General features: G+C 54.8%; 21 protein-coding genes. 10 read left to right on the plus strand and 11 right to left on the minus strand.

Annotation, left to right across the window (positions count from 1 at the left end; translation table 11 throughout):
- Positions 1-69 precede the first annotated feature (69 nt).
- Positions 70-840, minus strand: a complete 771-nt coding sequence (locus K5Y33_RS10600; RefSeq protein WP_217548343.1) for a helix-turn-helix transcriptional regulator — start codon at positions 838-840, stop codon at positions 70-72.
- A 117-nt stretch (positions 841-957) separates the two neighbouring features.
- Here K5Y33_RS10600 and K5Y33_RS10605 point away from each other — a divergent pair, with 117 nt between their 5' ends.
- Positions 958-1,746, plus strand: coding sequence for a sulfite exporter TauE/SafE family protein (locus K5Y33_RS10605; RefSeq protein ID WP_222233892.1), 789 nt, complete (start codon positions 958-960; stop codon positions 1,744-1,746).
- 168 nt (positions 1,747-1,914) lie between these two features.
- Positions 1,915-3,240, plus strand: coding sequence for an HdeD family acid-resistance protein (locus tag K5Y33_RS10610; protein ID WP_255610293.1), 1,326 nt, complete (start codon positions 1,915-1,917; stop codon positions 3,238-3,240).
- Here K5Y33_RS10610 and K5Y33_RS10615 read toward each other — a convergent pair.
- Together K5Y33_RS10615 and K5Y33_RS10620 are read right to left on the minus strand one after the other, a co-directional pair.
- Positions 3,227-3,955: a molybdate ABC transporter substrate-binding protein gene (locus tag K5Y33_RS10615; RefSeq protein WP_222233894.1), complete on the minus strand. Its 729-nt coding sequence runs from the start codon at positions 3,953-3,955 to the stop codon at positions 3,227-3,229. The genes K5Y33_RS10610 and K5Y33_RS10615 overlap by 14 nt on opposite strands.
- A complete protein-coding gene (locus K5Y33_RS10620; protein ID WP_222233895.1) occupies positions 3,924-4,994 on the minus strand; it encodes an ABC transporter substrate-binding protein in 1,071 nt (356 codons plus the stop codon). Before K5Y33_RS10620 ends, K5Y33_RS10615 begins: the two co-directional genes overlap by 32 nt.
- A gap of 456 nt (positions 4,995-5,450) precedes the next feature.
- On the opposite strand from K5Y33_RS10620, the gene K5Y33_RS10625 reads away from it, so the two are divergent.
- Both K5Y33_RS10625 and K5Y33_RS10630 read left to right on the plus strand, forming a co-directional pair.
- The gene (locus K5Y33_RS10625) at positions 5,451-5,786 is read left to right on the plus strand and encodes a DUF417 family protein (RefSeq protein WP_370634112.1); all 336 of its coding nucleotides are present in this window, start codon (positions 5,451-5,453) and stop codon (positions 5,784-5,786) included.
- 48 nt (positions 5,787-5,834) lie between these two features.
- Positions 5,835-6,170, plus strand: coding sequence for a multidrug efflux SMR transporter (locus K5Y33_RS10630; RefSeq protein WP_008106908.1), 336 nt, complete (start codon positions 5,835-5,837; stop codon positions 6,168-6,170).
- Positions 6,171-6,209: 39 nt separating this feature from the next.
- Here the strand turns inward: K5Y33_RS10630 and K5Y33_RS10635 are convergent, their stop codons facing one another.
- Positions 6,210-7,262, minus strand: a complete 1,053-nt coding sequence (locus tag K5Y33_RS10635) for an SDR family oxidoreductase (protein ID WP_222233896.1) — start codon at positions 7,260-7,262, stop codon at positions 6,210-6,212.
- 97 nt (positions 7,263-7,359) lie between these two features.
- Here K5Y33_RS10635 and K5Y33_RS10640 point away from each other — a divergent pair, with 97 nt between their 5' ends.
- The 4 genes from K5Y33_RS10640 to K5Y33_RS10655 all read left to right on the plus strand — a co-directional run bounded on the left by K5Y33_RS10640 (position 7,360) and on the right by K5Y33_RS10655 (position 11,910).
- On the plus strand, positions 7,360-8,259 hold the full coding sequence (locus K5Y33_RS10640) for a LysR family transcriptional regulator (RefSeq protein WP_222233897.1): 900 nt from the start codon (positions 7,360-7,362) through the stop codon (positions 8,257-8,259).
- A gap of 199 nt (positions 8,260-8,458) precedes the next feature.
- A complete protein-coding gene (locus K5Y33_RS10645) occupies positions 8,459-9,907 on the plus strand; it encodes an amidase (protein WP_222233898.1) in 1,449 nt (482 codons plus the stop codon).
- Positions 9,900-11,210 carry a cytosine permease gene (locus K5Y33_RS10650; RefSeq protein ID WP_222233899.1) on the plus strand — a complete coding sequence of 437 codons (1,311 nt, stop codon included), beginning with the start codon at positions 9,900-9,902 and terminating at the stop codon, positions 11,208-11,210. The genes K5Y33_RS10645 and K5Y33_RS10650 overlap by 8 nt, the downstream gene beginning before the upstream one ends.
- A complete protein-coding gene (locus K5Y33_RS10655) occupies positions 11,203-11,910 on the plus strand; it encodes a cysteine hydrolase family protein (RefSeq protein WP_101761567.1) in 708 nt (235 codons plus the stop codon). Before K5Y33_RS10650 ends, K5Y33_RS10655 begins: the two co-directional genes overlap by 8 nt.
- On the opposite strand, the gene K5Y33_RS10660 is transcribed toward K5Y33_RS10655, so the two are convergent.
- From K5Y33_RS10660 to betI, 4 genes are all read right to left on the minus strand, one after another.
- Positions 11,907-12,809 (minus strand): alpha/beta hydrolase, encoded by a 903-nt coding sequence (locus K5Y33_RS10660; RefSeq protein WP_222233900.1) that lies wholly within the window; start codon positions 12,807-12,809, stop codon positions 11,907-11,909. The two genes, K5Y33_RS10655 and K5Y33_RS10660, sit on opposite strands and share 4 nt — an antisense overlap.
- Positions 12,810-13,217: 408 nt before the next feature.
- A complete protein-coding gene (gene betA / locus K5Y33_RS10665) occupies positions 13,218-14,897 on the minus strand; it encodes a choline dehydrogenase (protein ID WP_101761565.1) in 1,680 nt (559 codons plus the stop codon).
- A 28-nt stretch (positions 14,898-14,925) separates the two neighbouring features.
- On the minus strand, positions 14,926-16,398 hold the full coding sequence (gene betB / locus K5Y33_RS10670; RefSeq protein WP_222233901.1) for a betaine-aldehyde dehydrogenase: 1,473 nt from the start codon (positions 16,396-16,398) through the stop codon (positions 14,926-14,928).
- 13 nt (positions 16,399-16,411) lie between these two features.
- The gene (betI, locus tag K5Y33_RS10675; protein WP_101761563.1) at positions 16,412-17,005 is read right to left on the minus strand and encodes a transcriptional regulator BetI; all 594 of its coding nucleotides are present in this window, start codon (positions 17,003-17,005) and stop codon (positions 16,412-16,414) included.
- Between the two features lie 255 nt (positions 17,006-17,260).
- Here betI and K5Y33_RS10680 point away from each other — a divergent pair, with 255 nt between their 5' ends.
- Together K5Y33_RS10680 and K5Y33_RS10685 are read left to right on the plus strand one after the other, a co-directional pair.
- Positions 17,261-19,291, plus strand: coding sequence for a choline transporter (locus K5Y33_RS10680; protein ID WP_101761562.1), 2,031 nt, complete (start codon positions 17,261-17,263; stop codon positions 19,289-19,291).
- Between the two features lie 83 nt (positions 19,292-19,374).
- A complete protein-coding gene (locus K5Y33_RS10685; RefSeq protein WP_222233902.1) occupies positions 19,375-20,349 on the plus strand; it encodes a UV damage endonuclease UvsE in 975 nt (324 codons plus the stop codon).
- Here K5Y33_RS10685 and K5Y33_RS10690 read toward each other — a convergent pair.
- The 3 genes from K5Y33_RS10690 to K5Y33_RS10700 are packed head-to-tail and all read right to left on the minus strand — an operon-like array spanning position 20,336 to position 22,582.
- Positions 20,336-20,809 carry an OmpA family protein gene (locus K5Y33_RS10690; protein WP_217548312.1) on the minus strand — a complete coding sequence of 158 codons (474 nt, stop codon included), beginning with the start codon at positions 20,807-20,809 and terminating at the stop codon, positions 20,336-20,338. The genes K5Y33_RS10685 and K5Y33_RS10690 overlap by 14 nt on opposite strands.
- Positions 20,806-22,020: a diguanylate cyclase domain-containing protein gene (locus K5Y33_RS10695; RefSeq protein WP_137387329.1), complete on the minus strand. Its 1,215-nt coding sequence runs from the start codon at positions 22,018-22,020 to the stop codon at positions 20,806-20,808. The genes K5Y33_RS10690 and K5Y33_RS10695 overlap by 4 nt, the downstream gene beginning before the upstream one ends.
- A 1-nt stretch (position 22,021) precedes the next feature.
- The gene (locus K5Y33_RS10700) at positions 22,022-22,582 is read right to left on the minus strand and encodes a YfiR family protein (protein ID WP_101761558.1); all 561 of its coding nucleotides are present in this window, start codon (positions 22,580-22,582) and stop codon (positions 22,022-22,024) included.
- Positions 22,583-22,632 lie beyond the last annotated feature (50 nt).

Below are 22,632 nucleotides of genomic sequence, written 5' to 3' on the forward strand. Positions count from 1 at the left end.
ATGCATGAGATCGTATCCTCAGAAAGCCGATTTCAGCCTGAAATCGCCAAATGAGTGGTGAAACTTTGCTCAGTTATGGTCGATGTAAAATGATGGCGCCTGACCGGTGACGCGACGGAACATGGTGGAGAAAGCGGAGCTGCTGTCATAGCCGAGCGAGAGCGCCACGTCGTTAACGGATTTGCCCGCCACCAGCCACGCCAGCGCCGTCACCACGCAGGCGCGCTGTCGCCATGCGGAAAAAGACAAACCGGTCTGCTGCAGGAAATGGCGGCGGAAGGTGCTGGGACTCATAAACAGTGTGCTGGCCCAACGATCGGCCGGGTCGTGAATGGTTGGTGCTTGTAAGAAGTTCTGGCATTGCGCCAACAGCGCCGGATGTTGCGGCAGTGGAATATCAAATTCCCTTACAGGCATCGCCGCTAGCTCCAGCAGCAGCAACTGCACCAGCGCTCGATCGCGATCGGATGCGTATAACAGCGGTAAATCAACGGCTTCAATCAATAGCTGTCGCAGCAGCGGCGAGACGCTGATGACGCGACAGCGATCGCTTTCACGCAGAGCTGCCGCACAAACCGGCTCGATATACAGACTGCGCGTCGAGACACCCACAAACTTAACGCTGTGCGCAGTGTTTGGCGGAATCCACACCGCATGCTGCGGCGGAACCACCCATTCGCCCGCTTGGGTTGCGACGTGCATCAAACCCGTTGCGCCATACAGCAATTGTGCGCGGCGATGGCGATGCTCTGGCAGCACAAATCTCTGCGCGTAGTCATTGCCCAGCGCCACCACGTCACGATCAATATGGTCGTATTCATCAATGTGGCTATTTCGCATCCCCGACATCCACCGCAAATTGACTGATTTGCAAGGGTAAATGAGCGCTGCGCGAATGGGAAGTGGGCAGCTCGCTGCGTAAGCTGCATTACTCTTTTCATGATGCAGAGAAAGGCGATGAACGAGCTGTTAATTATTGGGCTGGCGGGTTTTGCCACTGGAATTACCACGATGCTATTTGGTTTTGGCGGCGGTTTTGTCGTGGTGCCGTTTGTCTATCAACTGCTGTCGCAGCAGCCGTTACTGGCGGCTCAGGCGATGCATATCGCGGTGGCGACCTCGACCGCCGTGATGATTTTCAACGCCAGCTGGGCCAGTTATCAAAACTGGCGGGCTGGCAAATTGCATGATGTTCCTTTGTTGCCGCTAATTTGGTTTATCGCGCTCGGAGCGGTGATGGGATCGTGGCTGGCGGGCGTGATGAGCGACATTTGGGTGCGCAGGCTGTTTATGCTTTACATGATGGTGACTATCGCTGATTGCCTGCTGCGGAAAGGCTTCTTTAGCCGCACTGCACCGCGAAGGTTGTCACGGTTGACCGTCAGCGCGGGCGGCACAGTGATTGGTGTGATCGCCGCCATGCTCGGCGTTGGAGGCAGCGTAATGACCGTGCCGCTGCTGCGGCGTCATGGTTATGCCATGCGCGACTGTGTCAGCGCGGCCAATCCGCTTTCGCTGCCGGTCGCCGTTTTTGGCGCGATAACTTACGCCATCAGCGGCTGGCAGCAGATTCCCTTCAGCGATTATCTCGGCTTTATCAGCCTGAAAATTTTACTGCTGCTGGTGGCCGCCGGTTTTATCGGGATCGTGTTTGCCCGGCGCTGTATTCCGGCGGTGCCTGATGTCTGGCATGCGCGTGTCTATGTTCTGCTGTTGTGCATGGTATTGTTGGCTATCGCTGTGTAAACAGGTTAATCGTTAAGCCAATTCTAAGCTTCGCCACGCACAGTGCCCTCATTGTTACAACCATCAGTAAACGAAGTCAGAATGAGAGGGCGATCGCCGAACTGCTGCAGATTGCCCGCGTCTACAGAGCTTACTGAGCTTTGAGTTAAGCGCTGGAGTGTTCATTTGTTGCGATTACTGTTTCTGCTGATGGGTGGGCCGGCACTCAGATCCGGCTGGCCTTATCTCGCCGCGTTAGGTGTGATTTGTCTGGGGGCCAGTGCCGGGATCGTGATGGATCTGCTGCAACATGGAACGGTCTCCTTTCCCTTGCAGCTTTTAGGCATGTTTTTGGCATTAGAGGGCGGAGCGGAAGCGTTAAATGCATTTTACGCACCTGCCGGTATCGCCTGGCCGACACTGCTGAAATCAACGGTATTGCTGATCTTTGGCGCGCTGGTGTTTCTCGCTCCTCACGACAGCGGCGTTTGCCTTTCACTGGCATTCGCCACGGTGTTTTTACTCGATGGCGGTTTCCGCGTCATCTCATGTTGCCTGATGCGCTGTCGGCGCTGGACGCGCAAATTAACGCTCGGCTGTAGCGAGTTGGTGTTCAGCGTGCTGATTGCCACCAACTGGCCGCTATCACCGCATATGATTGTGCCGCTGTGTTTTGCGTTGTTGCTGTTGGGTTGGGGCATCAATCTGTTGGTGATGACGGCACAAATCCACGCCTTGCCCGCTAACACCAGCGTCACCGCATTGCCAATATTTACGCGTGCCGGTCTGCGTGCGCCGCACGGATTAGGCTATGTGCATCCGCCGATGAGTCAGCATGCGGTGAGCACGCCACTTAACGTCTACATCTGGACGCCGGTGGGTTCCGGCGATGTGGTGGGGCGTCGTCCGTGGTTTGATCGCTGGGTGGCAGCGATTGACCATCGCGGCGAAGTCTCTACCGGCCATACTTCGCTGGAGATGGGCGAAGAGATTTACATCAGCCTCTATCCTGCGGATGACGTTTCTCGCGATTTTCGTGGCTTCCTGAAAACGTTGCGGGCGAAAGAGGAGTTTGATGTAGAAGGTTGTTTCCTGCCTTCACTGGAGAAAGAGATCAAAGCGTGGTGTCGGCCCGACAAACGCCTGACGCTGCCTCACTACAATCAGCAGGCGCTGCGTAATTTCTGGCTCAGCAACGCCAGCGACACGCGCTATAACCTGACCTCACGTAACTGTTCCACCAGCGTGATTCAGGCGCTGGATGTCGCCACCGAAGGTCTATTGGGCGAGCGCGGTTTGCAGGGTTTATGGGTGCTGTTCAATCCTGACTTCTGGCTGTTGAGCCTGGTGCGCAGTCGCGCGGAAGGCATGACCTGGACGCCGGGATTGGTGATGGATTATTGCCTGCTGCTGCGCCAGGTTTTGGCACCGGCAGAGCGCTTGAGTCGCTATAAAAGGGCGGCGAGTTGGCTGCAGCAGCAACCTGGTAATAAGCGTTCGGCTACCGATCCGTAAACGGCATAAAACCGTGCTGCTGCAGAATCGTTTGCGCTGCTGCGGATGAGAGAAAAGTTGCAAAAGGCTGCGCGGCAGTTGAGCAGCACGCCCAGCCGTATTCGGCATGAATGTTGAAGGGCGCGGGGATGTTTATCACCTGTAGCTGCGGGCAGCGCCGCAAACGCGGCGCATAGCTGGCGTAACCAATGAACATGTCAGCGTGTTGCTGCTCAATTAACCATTGTGCCGCCAGCTTACCAGCAGGCATCACCAAACTATCTGGACCGCCGACCAAAGTACGCGCTTTGGCTTTCAGCATCATCCCTAATCCGGGATGGCGTTGCTCAATGTTATCAAACAGTTGCCAGGTGTAATCGCCCGAAGGATCGCAGAGCGGCGTTGAGGTCGCTAAGCGCAAATCATCCCGGCATAGCAACGATAACCAATCATCCGCTTGCGTGACATTGTCACGCTTCACTGTCAGGCACAGCATATTAGCGGCAAACAATCCTACTTCTGCTGCGCGTCCCGACAGCAACAGCGCTTTAGGATGCCGTCGATTGGCGGAAGCAAAAAAGTCGCAGGGTTCACCTGCTTCGATGCGCTGGCGCAGCAGGCCCGCCGGTCCGAAATCGGTGGTGACTTTGAGGCCGGAAAGCGCGCTAAATGCCACCACTAAATCCGGCCATACGCCGCGCAAACTACCGGCCGCCAGAATCTTCAGCGTGGTCATGATAGTGCGTCCGGTAGAAGCGCTGATACCAGCGATCGGCTTGTTGTTGCATATTGATGTCGCGGAATTTTTCCGGGTAGAGCTTTTTCGCCATCCACAGCTCTCCGAGGCCAATCGCTTCTGGCATCGGATAGCCCCACGCTTTGGCGTATTCCGGCATCAGCCACACCCGATGATTTTTCACAGCGTCAATGGTTTGCCAGCGCGCATCCTGCTGAATCTCCTGCACCACGTTGGGATAGCGATCCTGCACGAAAATCACTTGCGGATTCCACGCCACTACCTGTTCCATGCTGACCTGTTTGAAACCCTGCACGGTCGCGGCCGCGACATTGAATGCGCCCGCATGCGCCATCATCAAGCCAGTATATTTGCCCGAGCCGTAAGTGGTGAGGTCGGGATTCGCCATATAGGCACGCACGCGCTGCTGTTCAGACATATTTTTTAAACGATCGCTGATGATTTTGCGTCCGGTAAAGGCGGCATCAATCAGTTCCTGCGCCTGTTTTGGCTTGTTAACCACATTGCCAATTAGCGTGATGCCTTCCTTAATGCCGAGATCGTAAGCCTGATCTTCATTCTGCATACTGGGATTGATTTTGCCTTGCTGACCGGCGTCATCGTGACGCAGTGAGATCGCCAGCACCGGAATGCCCAGGGCAGAAATCTGGTCGATCATCTCTTTCGGCGCATAGTTGGTGACAAACACCACCTGCGGATGCAGTGCCACCAGCTTTTCGAGATCGACATGCGTCAAATCACCGAGCATCGCTTTGTGCGTCAGTTCCGGCACTAATTGCGCATAACCCTCACCTAACTGCTGTTTCCAGTTCGCCAAAATCCCGACGATTTTATCGGTGGCGTTGAGCTGCACCAGCAGGTTCAGAGTTTGGTGCTGCAGCACCACCACGCGATCAATCTTGTCCGGAATCTCCACCTGACGGCCAATTTGATCGGTGACGATGCGGCTGGCATAGCTATGAAACGAGGTGAAAGTGAGTAATCCCGCCAGAATAATCCGCTTAAAAGAGGTATGCATAAAAGCTCCTGAATTCGATATGCACCGGAGTATATAGCGATTAAGTAAGCGGAGATATGGCTGTTTTTAACATCACAATGCATGGCCTCATGTTTGTCAGTTAAGCCAGCGCGAGTGAGCAGGCCGAAGTCACTTTTGGTCCGGCGGTCCTCGCGCCGCTTGCGCGGTACCTTCACTTCGCTCGTCTGCCTGACGGACCGGCGGCGCGAGGAAGGCCCGTGACGCAGCAGATGTGTCAGCGCCCGCTACCTATTACGACAGCGTTGAGATGTAATCGAGATCATGAACCATGACTTTATGCCAGCTCATTTCTTATTGAGCTGGCTGCATAAATCACTGAAGAGTTTATTTTGACAACAGCTAATCAAGTCTGAATTTCACGAGTGGTCTATTTCCACGCGAGCAAAGAACTGATGGTATTGCGATTATCGGTGATTATTATTTTCTGGTTTTGGTATGGCGAAGTGGTTTGAATTCGAAGTTCAGGCGCTGGAACCCATATTTATAAAAACATGGCTGAGTATATTTCCCTACTTCCTCGGTCTCCATGGCAGCAGCTATTTCCTGGGCGTAGTAGAGATGACGACGGTTATTCTGCTCATCGTAGGCTTTAAATGTCCACTGTTAGGTATGATCGGCGCTGGATTGTTGATACTTACCGGGTTAGTTACCTTAAGTCTGTTACCGCAGTTAGGCGGACTCGATTCGTTTATTTTTAAGGATATTATGGTGGTGGCGATTGGTCTGACGTTACTGAAGCGCGATTTAATCCGTTGGAAAAACAACCTCTAACAGCTACTCTATAACGCGTATTTACTCTCGGGCATTTAAGAGGGCTTTATGAATAATGTTTACGTGATACTGGCGATATCCATCGTCGCTGAGACGATTGCCACAACCATGATGAAGGCCTCGCAAGGATTCTCACGCCTTATTCCCAGCGTAGTTGTGGTAATAGGTTATGCCATTTCATTTTATGGATTATCTCAAGTGGTTAAACAGATGAATGTCGGCATTGCTTATTCTATCTGGGCCGGAATGGGTATATTTTTGGTGTCGGTCATGTCTTATTTTTTCTACAACCAGAAACTAGATTTCGCTGCAATGGCGGGCTTGATGTTAATCGGGTTAGGCATTGTGGTAATTCAGGTTTTCTCCAAAACCATTCTGCATTAATGAAGTAATAACAGGGAAGCACAGGCTTCCCTGTTAGCGTTAAGGGATAATGCGTGCTGCGCGTAACTGCGCAAACAGAGCAAAGAACATCTCATCCGTTGCCTGATAGCCGTTAAAACCCGCGCGCCGTATTTTACTGCCGTCACCAAACATGTCGTAATTCCAGCCAAAGACAAAATCGGCAAACTGCCCATCATTCAGCTGCAAGATATCTGGCTCTATCAGCTGATGTTCTATAGCGATGGTTTGCCATAGCGCGCGGTAATCCTGAAACAGCTGAGAAAACGACAGATTCACCGCCGGCGCGCTTTCCAGTTCAAACCACCGGGCAATCGCAGGCCACAGCTCACTCCAGCGCCATAAATCGCCGTTGTTAACGTTGAAAGCTTGATTGCGCGCGCCAGGCGCATTGGCCGCCCACAGCGTGGCCTGCGCGAGTAATCCCGCATCGGTATGATCGACCATGCTGTGCCAGGCGTGCGATGAACCGGGAAAACGTAGCGGTAAGCCCTGAGATTTACACAGAGATGCGTAGAGCGCGATGCTCAGCGCCAGGTTCATGGCATTACCGGGTACCGCGCTGCCGACCACACCGGGACGCAAGGCGTGCCAGTGCCAGCTTTTACCGCGCTGAAAGTCACTTAGCCAACGCAGCTGTTGCGCATTGAATTCGGCTCCCGCGACGCCGGGATCGCTTTCGCGCGCGGGCGTTTTGAACGGTCCCAGATGCGCGCCATAAACTTTGTATCCCTGCATCAAACTGACGCTGCGCAACGGCGCGATTTTATCGATGTTAACCACTAGATTGCGCAGCATCATCACGTTGGGTTCGACCATTTCACGCCAGTTGGCAGCATTCAGCCAGGCGCTGTAGAAAATATGCGTGACCTGATTAAGCGGGGCCAGCGCCTGTGCACTGTGCTGCGCATCCAGCAGATCGACATGGATGAAAGGGATATCGTGCGTTGAGATTGCAGGCTGGCGCGTCAGGCCGATCACCTGCCAATCCTGCTGACGCAGTGTTTTTACCAACTCACTACCGACAATGCCGGTTGCGCCCGCGACCAGCGCGACGTGATGTGTTTGCGACATGATGATTCTCCTGTGAACAAGACAGGCACAGTGTTATCTATTATTTTTATTGCTGATATCCCACTATCCAGATGCCACTTATCAGAAAAATCATTAAATGAATAATAAACTCAATGCCATCAATACCTTCATTCGCGTGGCGGAAGCCGGATCGTTTTCGGCAGCAGCGCGCCTGAGCGGGATGAAGCAATCCGCCGTGAGCCAGCAAATCGCGGCGCTGGAGGAGGAACTCGGCATCGTGTTGTTGCACCGCACCACGCGCGCGATGAAATTGACTGAGCAGGGCGAGCGATACTTACAGCAGATGCAGCCGCTGCTGGCCGCGATGCAGGATGTTGAAAGCCAGTTGCGCCCGGCGCAGCAAGCGCTGCAAGGAAACGTGCATATCCAATTACCCAGCGGATTAGGCCAGCGCTTGCTGCCGCCTTTGCTGGCGCTGCAACGCGCGAACCCAGAACTGCATCTGACCATCGCGCTCGACGATCGTGTGGCCGAACTGGTGAGTGAAGGCGTGGATATCGCGTTGCGCCTGAGTGAGATGCCGCCGGAGATGTTTCCGGCGAGATTACTGGCGCGTATTGAAACGCCGCTGTTTGCTGCGCCTGAGCGGGTACGCGCAACACCGATTACCTCGCTAGCAGAGCTGGCCGCGCATCCGCATGTTCGCTTTAGCGGTATCGACAAACAGGCACCGCTGCGCCTGATATCCAACCAGGAAACCGTAGCGCTAACCGTGAATACCGTGTTTCGCGCCAACAGCAGCGAAGGGTTGTTGCAGGCGCTGCAGGCGGACATCGGCGTCGGCGCCATGCAGTTACCGCTGGTGCAGGAGGCATTAAAATCAGCTTCGCTGGTGCGCATCTTGCCGCAATATCGTCTGCCAGACCGTTTTCTCTACGCGGTATTCCCGGATGCGCGCTTTATCCCGCGGCGCGTCAAACGTGTGGTGGAAGTGATCGAACAGGTTGTGGATGCGTTAATTCCTGCGGCTGATTAAGCCGCTCTCCATTGTGGCGCATGGCTGCGCCATTTTCGTGCTTCTTATCGAAACCGCTGCATTGTAAAGAAACATAAGTATTCGATCTTGTATCCAAGAGCGTATCCCATCTGGCCTGGCCGCTAGCGACCGCGTTTATGGAATTTTCTGGCACGCAAACTGCAACGTTTCCGATAAGTGATAAATCGGGAGTATTCGCATGTTTGATGCACTGTTGGATGAAGATGCCACTACGCTGTCAGCGTTAATCCGCGGCGGAGACGTTTCGGCGCAGGAAGTGACGCAAGCCGCCATCAATCGCATGGAGCAGCGCGAGCCGCAGATTCAGGCGTTTTGTACCGCTACGCCAAAGCTGGCGCTGCAACAGGCGGCCGCTGTTGATGCAAAACGCGCGCGCGGCGAAACGCTGGGGGCGCTGGCGGGCGTTCCGCTGGCGGTGAAAGACCTGATTTGTACCGCAGGCGTGAAAACCACTTCTGGATCGCATGCCTACGCTGATTTTGTCCCGGAAGAAGATGACATCACCGTTGAGCGCCTGCTGGCGGCCGATGCGGTGCTGCTGGGGAAAACCACCGCACCGGAGTTTGGCTATAGCGGCGTTGGGCACAATCCACTGTTTCCATCACCGCGTAATCCGTGGGATCTCTCTAAAACGCCGGGCGGATCGAGCGCCGGTTCCGGAGCGGCATTGGCGGCGCGCCTGTGTCCGATTGCGCTGGGCAGCGATGGCGGCGGTTCGGTAAGAATTCCCGCCGCGCACTGCGGCGTGTTTGGCCTGAAAGCGTCGATGGGGCGCGTACCCTTATGGCCGGGCTGTCGCGACGAGCGTTATCCCGGCGTTTCCAGTTGGGAGTCGCTGGAGCATATCGGCCCGATGACGCGTTCGGTGCGCGACAGCGCGCTGATGATGTCGGTGATGGCGGGGCCAGATATGCGCGATCGCCACTCGATTCCCTGCAACGACGTGGATTGGCTGGCCTCACTGGAAAAGCCGCTGAGCGGTCTGCGCATCGCTTTCAGCGCGGATTTCGGCTACATCGCCGTTGATCCCGAAGTGCGTGACATTGTCACGCAAGCCGCGCGTCGTTTTGCCCGTGAGCTCGGCGCTGAACTGGATGAAGTCGATCCCGGTATCACCGATGAAGGTGCCACCTTTGCCGCGCTGGTGGCTTTTGAGAGCGATCTCACCGGCATGCGTCACATGCAAGCTGAACTGGGTGCACGCATGTCACCGCATCTCAGCGCCATGCTGCAACGCGACTGGCGCGCTGAAACCTTTACCGACGCCAATACCACACGCAAAAAGCTGTGTAATCAGATGTGGCGCTTTATGCAGCATTACGATCTGCTGCTGTCGCCGACGCTGGCGGTACCGCCGTTTCCGCTCAATATGCAGGGACCCGAGATCATCGATGGCCGCATGGTGCGCAGCGATCACTGGCTCTCATTCTGCTTCCCGTTCAATTTCACCGGCCAACCGGCGGCGTCTGTTCCTGCGGGCTTTACCGCCAGCGGATTGCCGATTGGCATGCAAATCGTGGGTCGTCATCTGGACGATGGCCTGGTGCTGGCGGCGAGTGCCGCGTTCGAGCGCATACATCCCTGGAATCACATCACACCTGTTTCAATCGGAGTTGCCCATGACTAACAAAAATTCACCGGCTTTAGAGCAGGAGTTCGAGCATGAACCGGTTCCGCTCAGCCATCGCCACTCGACGGGTTCGGTATCGGCGGTGTGGTTTGGTTTCCCGATGATCCTCACCAATGCGCTATTTGGCGGCATCATTACCTGGCATCTCGGCTTCTGGCCGGCGCTGATTGCCATTCTGCTGGGAAATCTGGTGCTATTTGCCTATGTGGGTGCGCTGAGCTGGTTCGCCGGTAATACCGGCATGAACTTCGCGCTACAGGCGAAACGGACCTTTGGCACCAAAGGCTACATTTTGGTTTCGGGCTTCCTGTCAACTGTGGTGATCGGTTGGTACGCCTTCCAGACCGGGTTAACCGGCACGGTGATTAATCAAACCTTTGGCTGGAATGCGCTGGCGGTGACGGCGTTTGCCATGGTGCTGTATACCGCCATCACCTTCCTCGGCGTGCGCGCGTTATCCGTGCTCGGCATGATCGCTGCGCCGCTGTTTGTGGTGTTGGGATTGGTGGCGCTGTGGCTGATCAGTAAGGATCACGATTTCAGCACCATCACGCAGTTTACCGGCAGCAGCAGCGCAGTCGGCGCGATGAGCATGGGCACCGCCGTCACCATGGTGGTGGCCGGTTTTGCCGATTCCGGCACCATGACAGCAGATTTCACCCGCTGGTCAAAAGACGGTAAATCGGCGGTGATTGCCGCGTTCTCAGCGTTCCCGGTGGCGAACGTTATCTCTTATCTGTTTGGTGTGGTGATTGTGGCGGTGGGCGCGGCGGTTGATCCGGCGAGTAACGGCGGCAACTTCTTGCCAATGCTAATGGGGCACGGCATGCTGCTGTCGGTGATTGCTTTCCTGTTTGTGTTTATCAATCTCGGTTCGGTGTGTACGCACTGCCTGTATAACGGCGCGGTCGGCTTTAGTCATCTGTTCAGCAGCAAAATGCGTTTGTGGACGGTGATCCTTGGCTTGATTGGCGGGGCGCTGGCGCTGGCTGGCGTCTGGTCCTATTTCCTCGAATGGCTGAGTTTGCTCGGCATCGTGGTGCCGCCGTTTGGCGCAGTGATGATTGTTGATTTGATCTTCATGGCCAAAATCAGCGAACAGCGCCAATTGCGCCGTATGCGCGGCAGCGCCTTTGCCGCCTGGGCGATTGGTAGCTTGTGTGCGGTGATTGCGCACATCGCCTTCCCACAGTTCGGTGAAGCGGTGATTGGCCTGGTGACTGCTGCCGCCAGCTATACGCTGATTATGAAACTAAAAGGTGAAAGCACAGTAACTGTGATGGAGGAAAAAAATGCCTGATTACGCCATTGATTCAACCCCTTACTCGTGGCCGTATGACGGTCGCTGCAGCCCGCAGGATACCGCACTGATCGTTATCGATATGCAAACCGATTTCTGCGGTAAGGGCGGTTACGTCGATAGCATGGGCTACGATATTGCCTTAACGCGCGCGCCTATCAAGCCGCTGCAGCAGGTGCTGGCAACGATGCGCGAGTTGGGCTTCCCGATCATCCATACGCGCGAAGGGCATCGGCCGGATTTAAGTGATCTGCCTGCGAATAAGCGTTGGCGATCCAGACGCATGCAGGCGGAGATCGGCGCGCCGGGTCCGTGCGGGCGCATTCTGGTGCGCGGTGAACCGGGCTGGGAAATTATCCCGGAACTGGCGCCATTGCCGGGAGAAGTCATCATCGATAAACCGGGCAAAGGCTCGTTTTACGCTACCGATCTCGAACTGATTCTGCGCAGCCGCGGTATTCGCAATCTGATCATCAGCGGCATCACCACTGATGTCTGCGTCCACACCACGCTGCGCGAGGCTAACGATCGCGGTTTTGAGTGTTTGGTGTTGTCAGATTGCTGCGCGGCGACGGAGCTGAAACACCACGAAGCGGCGCTTAGCATGATCCATATGCAGGGCGGAATTTTTGGTGCCGTAGCCAGTTCGCAGACCTTGCTGGCGGGATTAATTAGCAAGCAAACGGTTGAGGTGGATTAGCTCTTTAACCACTTTTCGTAGTGCTCTGGCCACGCCATGGTCGGCGTGCCGGGCCTGCCCATACCAAATCCATGTCCGCCGCTGCTGTAGCGATGCATCTCAACCGGCACATGCTCACGCTTACAGGCGTCAGCCATAATCAGCGTGTTATGCGGATCGGAAATCGGATCGTCCTCTGCCTGCACCAGAAAGAAGGGCGGCGATTGCGGATTGACAAACTCCTGCACTGACCATGCGGCGTTTTCACTGGCGGGCGCGTGGTTACCAACCAGCATTTTGTGGGTTGAAGTGTGGGTGTAAGGCGCTTCCAGCGTGATGATGGGATAGATCAGCGCCGCGCGATCGGCCGTGGCGGGCAGGTTATCCAGGGCATCGGTTGCCCTATAAGATCGAAAATCTGCTCGCGTGACCGCCATACCGAGCAGATGACCGCCAGCGGAAAAGCCTAACACGCTGAGATATTTTTCCCGTTGCCGCACCAGGCGCAGCGCGCGCTGTGCATCCTGCAGAGAAACTATCGCACCATCTTTCCAGCCTTCATGCGGTAAACGATAACTCAGCACATAAACGGTATATCCGCGCGCCGTCAGCCAGGCTGCGGCAGGCCAGGCTTCTTTACCCATTTCAATGCGCGAATAGCCGCCACCTGCGGCAATCAATACCGCGCGACCATTAGGCGAGGGCGGCGTTAATAAGGTGAGTGTGGGCTGTACGATATTACGCTGCGCACCTTTGGTTGAAATCACCAAAGCGCCAGCAGGACCGCCACCGCCCGGCGGTAAATCTGGCCATAGCGGCAAGATTTGGGTTGTTACGCGTTTAGAAGCAGCCCAGATTAGCCCGCTGCGCACTGTCAGCGCGGAAAGAGTGAGATACGACAAAAAATGGCGGCGGTTCATGGCGGATCCTCACGAAATTGGAGGCTTATTGAAGCAGATAAATCAGCAGAAAAGATGAAGAGGGCATTGCTATGTATGAACAAATGCGACGGGACAAGCGTTAAGGTTTGTAGTTACAACATACTATTAATTGTTTCCCTAATCGTGAGCCTGGCAGCAGTGCGGTTGTCGTTGTGACAGTGAAGCGCGGCTATAGATGCTACGACGAAAGTGACAATGTCCTTGGCTGCGTCTGGTACTCCGATGGGTGCTAATGATGCGGCGATCGCCGGACATGCCATTGTGGCAGGCACAATTTTAGTCCCTGACAATACTCGGGAATTCGCTCGGGTAGTTGATTTGGATCTTCAGGATTGGGCTAGCTAGCCACCAAAGAAAAGGGCGACCAACGTCGCCCCCAAATCAACCTCAACCACGCATCGGTTCAGCGCGGACCGGTTTATCACCGGCAACAAAGTAATCCGCTTCGCTGCGCGGCAGCGGCTGTCGACCACGAATGTTATCTGCGATTTTCTCGCCGATCATGATGGTCGTCGCGTTCAGGTTACCGGTGATGATCAGCGGCATGATTGAAGCATCTACCACGCGCAGGGCTTCAACGCCATGAACGCGGCCTTCACCATCGACGACAGACATCTCGTCGTTACCCATTTTACAGGTGCCGCACGGGTGATAAGCCGTTTCGCCGTGATTTCGCACAAACTCATCCAGCTGTTCATCGGTCTGGCAATCCAGGCCTGGGCTGATCTCTTTACCGCGATATTTATCAAGCGCCGGCTGGTTGATGATCTGGCGCGTGATACGAATCGCATCGCGGAACTCCTGCCAATCCTGCTCATGTGACATGTAGTTGAACAGAATCGCTGGATGACGACGCGGATCGCGTGATTTCAGGCGTACATGACCGCGGCTCGGTGAGCGCATCGAACCAACGTGGCATTGGAAGCCGTGCGCTTCCACCGCGTTCGAGCCGTTGTAGTTAATCGCCACCGGCAGGAAGTGATACTGAATATTCGGCCAGCTGAACTCTTCACGACTGCGGATAAAGCCGCCGCCTTCAAAGTGGTTGCTGGCGCCGACGCCGGTGCCATTAAACAGCCACTCCGCACCGATTTTCGGCTGGTTCCACCACTTCAAGGCCGGGTAGAGCGAAACTGGCTCTTTGCACTCATATTGCAGGTACATTTCGAGGTGATCCTGCAAGTTCTCACCCACGCCCGGCAAATCATGCACCAGCGGGATATCGAACTGTTTCAACAATTCAGCGGATCCGACCCCGGAACGCTGCAGAATCTGCGGCGAGGCGATGGCTCCGGCGCACAGCAGCACTTCACGACGTGCATGCGCCTGGTGCGAGGTATTGCTAGAACCCAGCAGATACTGCACGCCAACCGCGCGTTTACCTTCAAACAGAATGCGGTCGGTGGTCGCATGGGTAACGATTTTCAGGTTCGGACGGGTTTTCGCGGTATCGAGATAACCGCGCGCGGTGCTGGAGCGGCGACCTTTCGGCGTCACAAAGCGATCCATTGGCCCGAAACCTTCCTGCTGATAGCCATTAAGGTCATCAGTGCGCGGATAACCTGCCTGCACGCCGGCTTCAATCATCGCCGCGAACAGCGGATTATTGCCAGGTTTACAGGTGGTGATGCTCACCGGACCTTCGCCGCCGTGATAATCATTGGCACCGATATCGCGCGTTTCTGATTTGCGATAGTAGGGCAGGCAGTTCAGGTAGCTCCAGTTTTCCAGACCAGGCTCCCTGGCCCAGTTATCGAGGTCCATCGCGTTACCACGGATGTAGCACATGCCGTTGATCAGCGACGATCCGCCCAAGCCTTTACCGCGCCCGCACTCCATGCGGCGGTTGTTCATGTACGGCTCAGGTTCAGTTTCATACGCCCAGTTGTAGCGTTTTCCCTGCAGCGGGAACGCCAGCGCCGCAGGCATCTGCGTGCGGAAGTCGAAGCGGTAATCTGGGCCGCCCGCTTCTAAAAGCAGCACATTGACGCTGCTATCTTCGGTCAGTCTTGTTGCCAAAACGTTCCCTGCGGATCCGGCTCCGATAATGATGTAATCAAATTCCATTAGTCGTTCCTCAGGTTAAAAGCCAAAATTAAAATACGGACTGAAAACGGGTCATTTCGAGCTGCACAGATTTCACTTGCGTGTAGTTTTGCAGCGTCATCAGGCCATTTTCACGGCCCACACCCGAATGTTTGTAACCGCCCACCGGCATTGCGGCGTCAGATTCGCCCCAGGTATTGATCCAGCAAATGCCCGCTTCAATCTGGTGAATTACGCGGTGCGCGCGGTTAAGATCCTGGGTTACCACACCGGCCGCCAGGCCAAATTCGGTAGCGTTGGCGCGGCGAACCACTTCTTCTTCGCTTTCATAAGTCAGAATCGACATCACTGGCCCGAAGATCTCTTCACGCACAATGGTCATCTCATCGCGGCAGTCGGTGAACACGGTCGGTTCCACCCACGCGCCGTTATCAAAGGCTGCGCCGCTCAGACGTTTACCGCCGCACAGCAGGCGCGCACCTTCGCTGATGCCGGATTCAATAAAGCGCATCACGTTGTCGCGATGCGCGAAGCTCACCAGCGGACCAAAGTTGGTATCAGGATGGTTGAGATCGCCGGCCTTAATACGCGCCACGCGCTCAGCGATTTTGGCTTCAAACGCCGCTTGCAAATTAGAGGGAATAAACACGCGCGTGCCGTTGGTGCAAACCTGGCCCGAGCTGTAGAAGTTCGCCATCATCGCGATATCCGCGGCGAGGTCGAGATCGGCGTCGTCAAAGATGATCAGTGGGGATTTGCCGCCCAGCTCCATGGTGACATCTTTCAGCGTCGAACCGGCCGCATTGGCCATCACTTTCTTACCGCTGGCAACGCCGCCGGTGAAGGAGACTTTATCGATGCCCGGATGATCGGTGAGCAGCTGGCCAGTGACCGCGCCGCGACCGTTCAACACATTGAACACGCCGTTCGGCACGCCCGCTTCGCTATAGATTTCCGCCAGTTTCAGCGCGGTCAGCGGCGTGACTTCGCTGGGTTTGAAGATCATCGCGTTACCAGCGGCCAATGCTGGTGCGGATTTCCACAGGGCGATCTGAATCGGATAGTTCCACGCGCCGATACCGGCCACCACGCCCAGCGGTTCGCGGCGGGTATAAACGAACGAGGTATCGCGCAGCGGAATTTGCTGGCCTTCCAGAGAAGGGATCAAGCCCGCGTAGTACTCCAGCACGTCGGCACCGGTGACGATATCCACGTATTGGGTTTCGCTCAGCGGTTTGCCGGTGTCGAGGGTTTCCAGCGCGGCCAGTTCGTCATTGCGCTCACGCAGAATATCGACCGCACGACGCAGAATGCGCGAACGTTCCATCGCGGTCATCGCCGCCCAGATTTTCTGGCCTTTTTTCGCGGCGGCAACAGCGCGATCAACATCTGCGCGTTCCGCTTCATGCACGTCGGCCAGCACTTCGCCGTTCGCCGGGTTGATGGTCTGGAATGTTTTACCTGCCGCAGCGGGAACCAATGCGCCATCAATATAAAGGTGTTGCTCGGTGAATCGGGACATGATTTCTCCTTCCTCAGTGATTCTGGTCAGCCAATTGCTGACGAATGAATTGGGTGGTGAGCTGTCTGGCGATAGCCAAATCGAACGGTTTGCCGCTGAGTGCTGCGCGAAGCCACAGGCCATCAATCAATGAAGCGAGGCCATGTGCCGCCAGACGCGCCTTTTCGCGCGGGATAACGCGACGAAACTCGGCTGCCAATGTGGAAAACAGGCGACGGCTGCTCACGCGTTCTAAGCGGCCCAACTGTGGCTGATGCATGCTGCTGGCCCAGAAATCCAGCCAGGCTTTCATTGCGGCGCTGTGCACCTGCGAATCATCAAAGTTGCCTTCCACAATCGCCAGCAGGCGCGCTTCCGTTGTGGCGTCTGCCAGCGGTTTTAACCTTGCTGCTACCGCATCACGTAGCTGACGTGTTACGTCACGCATCGTGGCTTCCAGCAGACCGTTCTTGTCTTTGAAGTAGTGGCTAATGATGCCTGTCGATACGCCAGCACGTCGCGCAATCTGCGCAATGGTGGCATCGTTGATCCCGACTTCGTTGATGGTGCTCAGGGTCGCATCAATCAGTTGCCGACGACGTATCGGCTGCATTCCCACCTTTGGCATAACACTCCAGCTCCACTTCAATCTTAGAACACTATTAAAACTTTTTTTGATTGCACGTTCAATATAAAAAAGAAATTTGTTAGGATGCTGTGCTTGGATTGTTACAAAAACGAAGCGGGGAAGCGAAGGGACTCGGCGGATGCGTATGCACGCGCATCCCACGAAAACCGCATTTTGCCTCGTCGGGATGCCGTTAATGGCGATCTCCGCGAGCTTCTTTGGCACGTACTACAGGAAATTAACCAGAGGTAATCGATGATTAATCCACCTGCCAGTGAAAAAGACAGAATCAATCCTGTGGTGTTTTACACCTCCGCCGGACTGATTCTGACATTTTCACTTGTCACGATTTTTTACAGCGAACTCGCTGCCAGCTGGCTTCTGACCGCCGTTAATTGGGTCACCTCCACGTTTGGCTGGTACTACATGCTCGCTGCCACGCTGTACATCGTGTTCGTCATCTATATGGCGTGTTCGCGCTACGGCGCCATCAAGCTGGGGCCGGAGCAATCTAAACCCGAGTTCAGCTTACTGAGCTGGTCGGCGATGCTGTTTGCCGCCGGCATCGGTATTGACCTGATGTTCTTCTCGGTTGCCGAGCCGGTAACCCAATACATGCAGCCGCCAGAAGGTGCAGGGCAGACCATGGAAGCCGCGCGTCAGGCGATGGTGTGGACGCTGTTCCACTACGGCGTCACCGGCTGGTCGATGTACGCATTAATGGGTATCGCGCTCGGCTACTTCAGCTATCGCTACAACCTGCCGCTCACCATCCGTTCGGCGCTCTATCCGATTTTCGGCAAACGCATTAATGGCCCGATTGGTCACACGGTGGATATCGCCGCGGTGATCGGCACCATCTTTGGTATCGCCACCACGTTGGGGATTGGCGTGGTGCAGCTGAACTACGGCCTCAACGTGCTGTTCGATGTGCCGGAAGGTTTCACGGCGCAGGCCGCGCTGATTGTGCTGTCAGTGATCATCGCCACCATCTCAGTAACATCCGGCGTGGATAAAGGCATACGTATTCTTTCTGAGCTGAACGTCGCGCTGGCGCTGGGCTTAATTCTGTTCGTGCTGTTTATGGGCAAAACCGATTTCCTGCTCAACGCACTGGTGCTAAACGTTGGTGATTACGTCAATCGCTTTATGGGCATGACGTTGAATACTTTTGCTTTCGATCAGCCACGCGAGTGGATGAATAGCTGGACGCTGTTCTTCTGGGCGTGGTGGGTTGCCTGGTCGCCGTTTGTCGGTCTGTTCCTCGCACGTATTTCGCGCGGTCGTACCATTCGTGAGTTCGTGTTGGGTACGCTGATTATTCCGTTCACCTTTACGCTGCTGTGGCTGTCGGTGTTTGGTAACGCGGCGCTGTATGAAATCATTCACGGCGATGCCGGCTTTGCGCAGGAAGTGATGGCGCATGCCGAACGCGGCTTCTATAGCCTGCTGGCGCAGTATCCGGCGTTTAAATTCAGTGCTTCGGTGGCCACCATCACCGGCATGCTGTTCTACGTGACGTCGGCGGATTCCGGTTCGCTGGTGCTGGGTAACTTCACCTCGAAGCTGAAAGACATCAACAGCGATGCACCGAACTGGCTGCGTATCTTCTGGTCGATTGCGATTGGTGTGCTAACGATGGGCATGCTGATGACCAACGGGATTTCTGCCTTGCAGAACGCCACGGTGATCATGGGCTTACCGTTTAGCTTTGTAATCTTCTTTGTGATGGCCGGGCTGTATAAATCGCTGAAGGTGGAAGATCACCGCCGCGCCAGCGCCAGCCGCGACACTGCGCCGTACATTTCAGCCAGTAACGATCGCCTGAGCTGGAAGAAGCGTCTGTCGCGTCTGATGAACTATCCGGGCACGCGCTATACGCAGAAGATGATGGAAGAGGTGCTGTTCCCGGCGATGCAGGATGTGGCGAAAGAGCTGGAGCTGCGCGGTGGACGTGTATCGCTGGAGCGTGCCGAGCCAGAAGAGGGGCAGCCGCTGGGCCACCTTGATCTGCGCGTGTTGCTGGGCGAGGAGCAGGATTTCGTTTATCAAATCTGGCCACAGCAGTATTCGGTACCGGGCTTTACCTATCGCGCACGTAGCGGTAAATCGACCTATTACCGTCTGGAAACCTTCTTGCTGGAAGGCAGCCAGGGCAATGATTTGATGGACTATAACAAAGAGCAGGTGATCATCGATATTCTCGATCAGTACGAACGTCACCTGAACTTTATCCACCTGCATCGTGAAGCGCCGGGCAGCAATATGACCTTCCCGGACGTGTGATCTCAGCCAGGTGCGCCTCGATGCGCACCTGGCACTTTCTCCGATCGCAGCTACACTTTCACGCTGATTAAACGGGGGATGAAATGAAATTAGGCTTTGCTTGTAAGTATCTGGATCAACAGGCTAAACAGCCGTATCCCTTCAAAAGCACCACCCGCACGCGCTTTCTCGGCCTCGATGATGAATCACGCATCACGCTGCTGAACCAACTGGCGCAAAACAATCTGCAAAATCTCACTCTCACGCTTGAAAAGCTGGCCACGCAGCCCGACGCGCTGCGCATGATGCGCATCGGCAGCGATCTATTGCCGCTTTACACGGTGCCGCAAGCGACTCAGCTGTACGGTGAATTATTGCCCGATCTTACGCCGTTACTGCGCCGCTGCGGCGAGCTGGCGCGCGCTAATAATATTCGGCTTTCATTCCACCCCGGCCAATATACGGTGCTGGCCTCCGATAATGACGGCGTGGTCGATCGCGCGATTGAGGATGTGGAGTATCACGCCACCTGTGCGGTATTAATGGGTTATGGCCGACAGTTTCAGGATTTCAAAATCAACATCCATATGAACGGCAAAAAAGGCTTTGAGGGATTCCGCGCCGCGTTTCTGCGGCTCACCCCTGAAGCGCGCAATATGCTGACGGTGGAGAATGATGAAATATCATGTTCGCTGGACGATGTGTTGCAGGCGCGTGAGTTGTGTCCGGTAGTGCTGGATATTCACCATCATTGGGTAAAAGAGAATCACTATATTCAGGCTGATGATGCGCGCATCGCGCTGATAAAAGCGTCGTGGCGCGGTGTGCGGCCAGTTTTGCACTATTCGATTGCGCAGGAAGGTTTGATTCCCGATCACGGTTTTCCGGATCAGCAGGATTTAGCGGTGTCGAAAACCAAACTTCGCGCCCATGCCGATTATTACTTCAATCAAAGCTTAAATGATTGGGCGCTGTCGTTTGATGCCTTCGATATTATGTGCGAAGTGAAGATGAAGAATTTAGCGCGCGACCGTTTGTACGATTATGCAGTCGAGCGCCAGATCATCACGGCGCCGTAATCACAATCGCCACGCGGCGGTTTTGCGCACGGCCCTGCGGGTTATTGTTGCTGGCAATCGGCGCGCTCATTCCTAAGCCGCGCGTAACGATATTTTCGCGCGGAATTGCTGCGCCTTGCGCCCATTGTGTCGCAACGGCGTTGGCTCTTTTCAACGACAGCTGCTGGTTGTAATCCGCTTTGCCGTAATTATCGGTATGACCATCAATACGCACATGCTTAATGCCGGTCGTCGCCAGATTTTTCGCCATTGTCTGAATGGTGTTTTTACTGGCGGGAGTGAGTTCAGATTCGTTGACGCCAAACAGAATTTTGTCCGACAAACCTAATCCCCAACCTTCGCTATTTTGGCTGAAACCGGCATTACGCATCGCCGCGATCTGTTCATCACTGAAACGTCCTTTTGCCTGGCAACCGACCAGTGTCAGCACACACACCATCAGGAAAATTTTCATCTTCATCTCCGCACCTTACTCTTTCCCTTGTTTTTGTACATGTTCATATCTGCGCGTTCCAGAATCGACTCAACCGTATCGCCGTGCTGCGACCAGGCGTAGCCAATGGTCACCGAGGTGGAAATCGGAGTGCCTTCAGCAATAACAATTTTCTGGCTGATGGCTTCATTAATATCCTGCATCAGCAACTGCAATTGCGCCTCGCTGGCGCGGCTGCTCACCAGCATGGCAAACTCATCGCCGCCTAAACGCGCGACTAAATCCTGTTTATAAGCCAATGCGGAAAGGCGCGAACCAATCGCTTTCAGTACTTCATCACCGGCGGCATGGCCCCAGTTATCATTGATGCTTTTAAAGCGATCGCCATCGAGAAACAGCAAAACAAAGCGCTCTTTCGCCAGTTGCTGATCGAGCAGTTGGGTTAAACGCGCCACAAAGGCGGCGCGATTGGCGAGGCCGGTTAGCGGGTCTTCCAGCGCTTTGGCGGCCAGCGTGCGATTATCGCGGATCAGAGAAGCCTGCAGCGTCTGCATCTCTGTCAGCAACGAGTTGAGGTCATTGGAAAACAGCTGAAATTCGCGCGTCGGGCTTTCCGGGATACGTAAGGAAAAATCACCAGAATGGATCACGTAGTGGATCGAGCTGGTGATATTACGCAACGAGGCAAGTATGCCGCGATGGAGAAATTCACTCAGCAGGAAGGAGATGATTAACACGCACAGCATGCCGCTGGTCAGAATCATCAGCGAATAACGGATGAAATCGGCCGCACCGGTAACGGTGCCTTCCAGCGTCAGCGTACCGACATTGGCTTCCGAGTGGTTAATATTAACGCTGAGCGGTTTAAGATAAATCCACTCACGCAATAATCGCGGATACCAGCCGGTCTGTTCTTGTCGATCATGCCAGTCAACTAAAACAGTGTGATCGTCAGTCACCAGTTTTGCGGAATCGAACATGCCTTCATTGCCGAGGCGCGCGATTTTATTATGCGCGTCGTAGCTGTCTTCAAATACCGTGGCGGCCGTCAGCGTGGTGCTGAGCGTGGCGGCAATTAATTCCAGATTTCTTTTCTCGTAGCTTTTAATAAACAGCAGGGAAGTTGACGAGAGTAGCAGCCAGCACAGCAATAAAATCACTGCAGAGTTAATGGTGCTAATCTTGCGCAGCTTGTTACGAATCGATGATTTGTCATTTAGTGAATTTTCTATTTTCATCTTATTTGCTTCCATTGCGGGACAGCAACAGTACGTCCGGACTCACCTTGACGCCGCTCCTGGCAAGCGAATCAAGGTTGACTGAGAACAGCGTGTGGTCGGGTTTAAAAATCAGGCAGAAGGCGGCGCCAATGGTACATTCCGCATTGTTTTCAGCGAGGGTTAATACCGCCTTACCTTTGAGGTGATTAAAAAGTTCAACCTGTTGTTGCGGCGTCTGATCGCCAAAATAGACCGCATCGCAATGCTGCGTTGCCAGTTCACTTTCGCTGGAGAGATAAACCACGCTAAACGGAACGGCTGAAGGCACACTATTTTGTGGCAATGAGAGATGTTGCGCGGAGGAAAATACGCAGAGTTGCGGCGCGCCGGTTAAACCCGGCCAATGGGTAAAACTAATAATACCGCTGACAATACGATTGGCTTTATCGTCTTTTATTTCAGCAATTGCTGAGCGAGAAATAAACAGCAGCAGAAATAGGGCAGTTACGACGATTTTGCAGATGTGGAGCAGGGAAAGCAGTACGTCGGCTTCCCGATGAAGTTGATGTTTACGTAACATACTGCGTTCCCGAGAGTTCTTCGCATTATTCAGCGCGCAAATAGTAGCAC

Source organism: Pantoea sp. DY-17, assembly GCF_019795975.1.
GTDB lineage: Bacteria > Pseudomonadota > Gammaproteobacteria > Enterobacterales > Enterobacteriaceae > Pantoea > Pantoea leporis.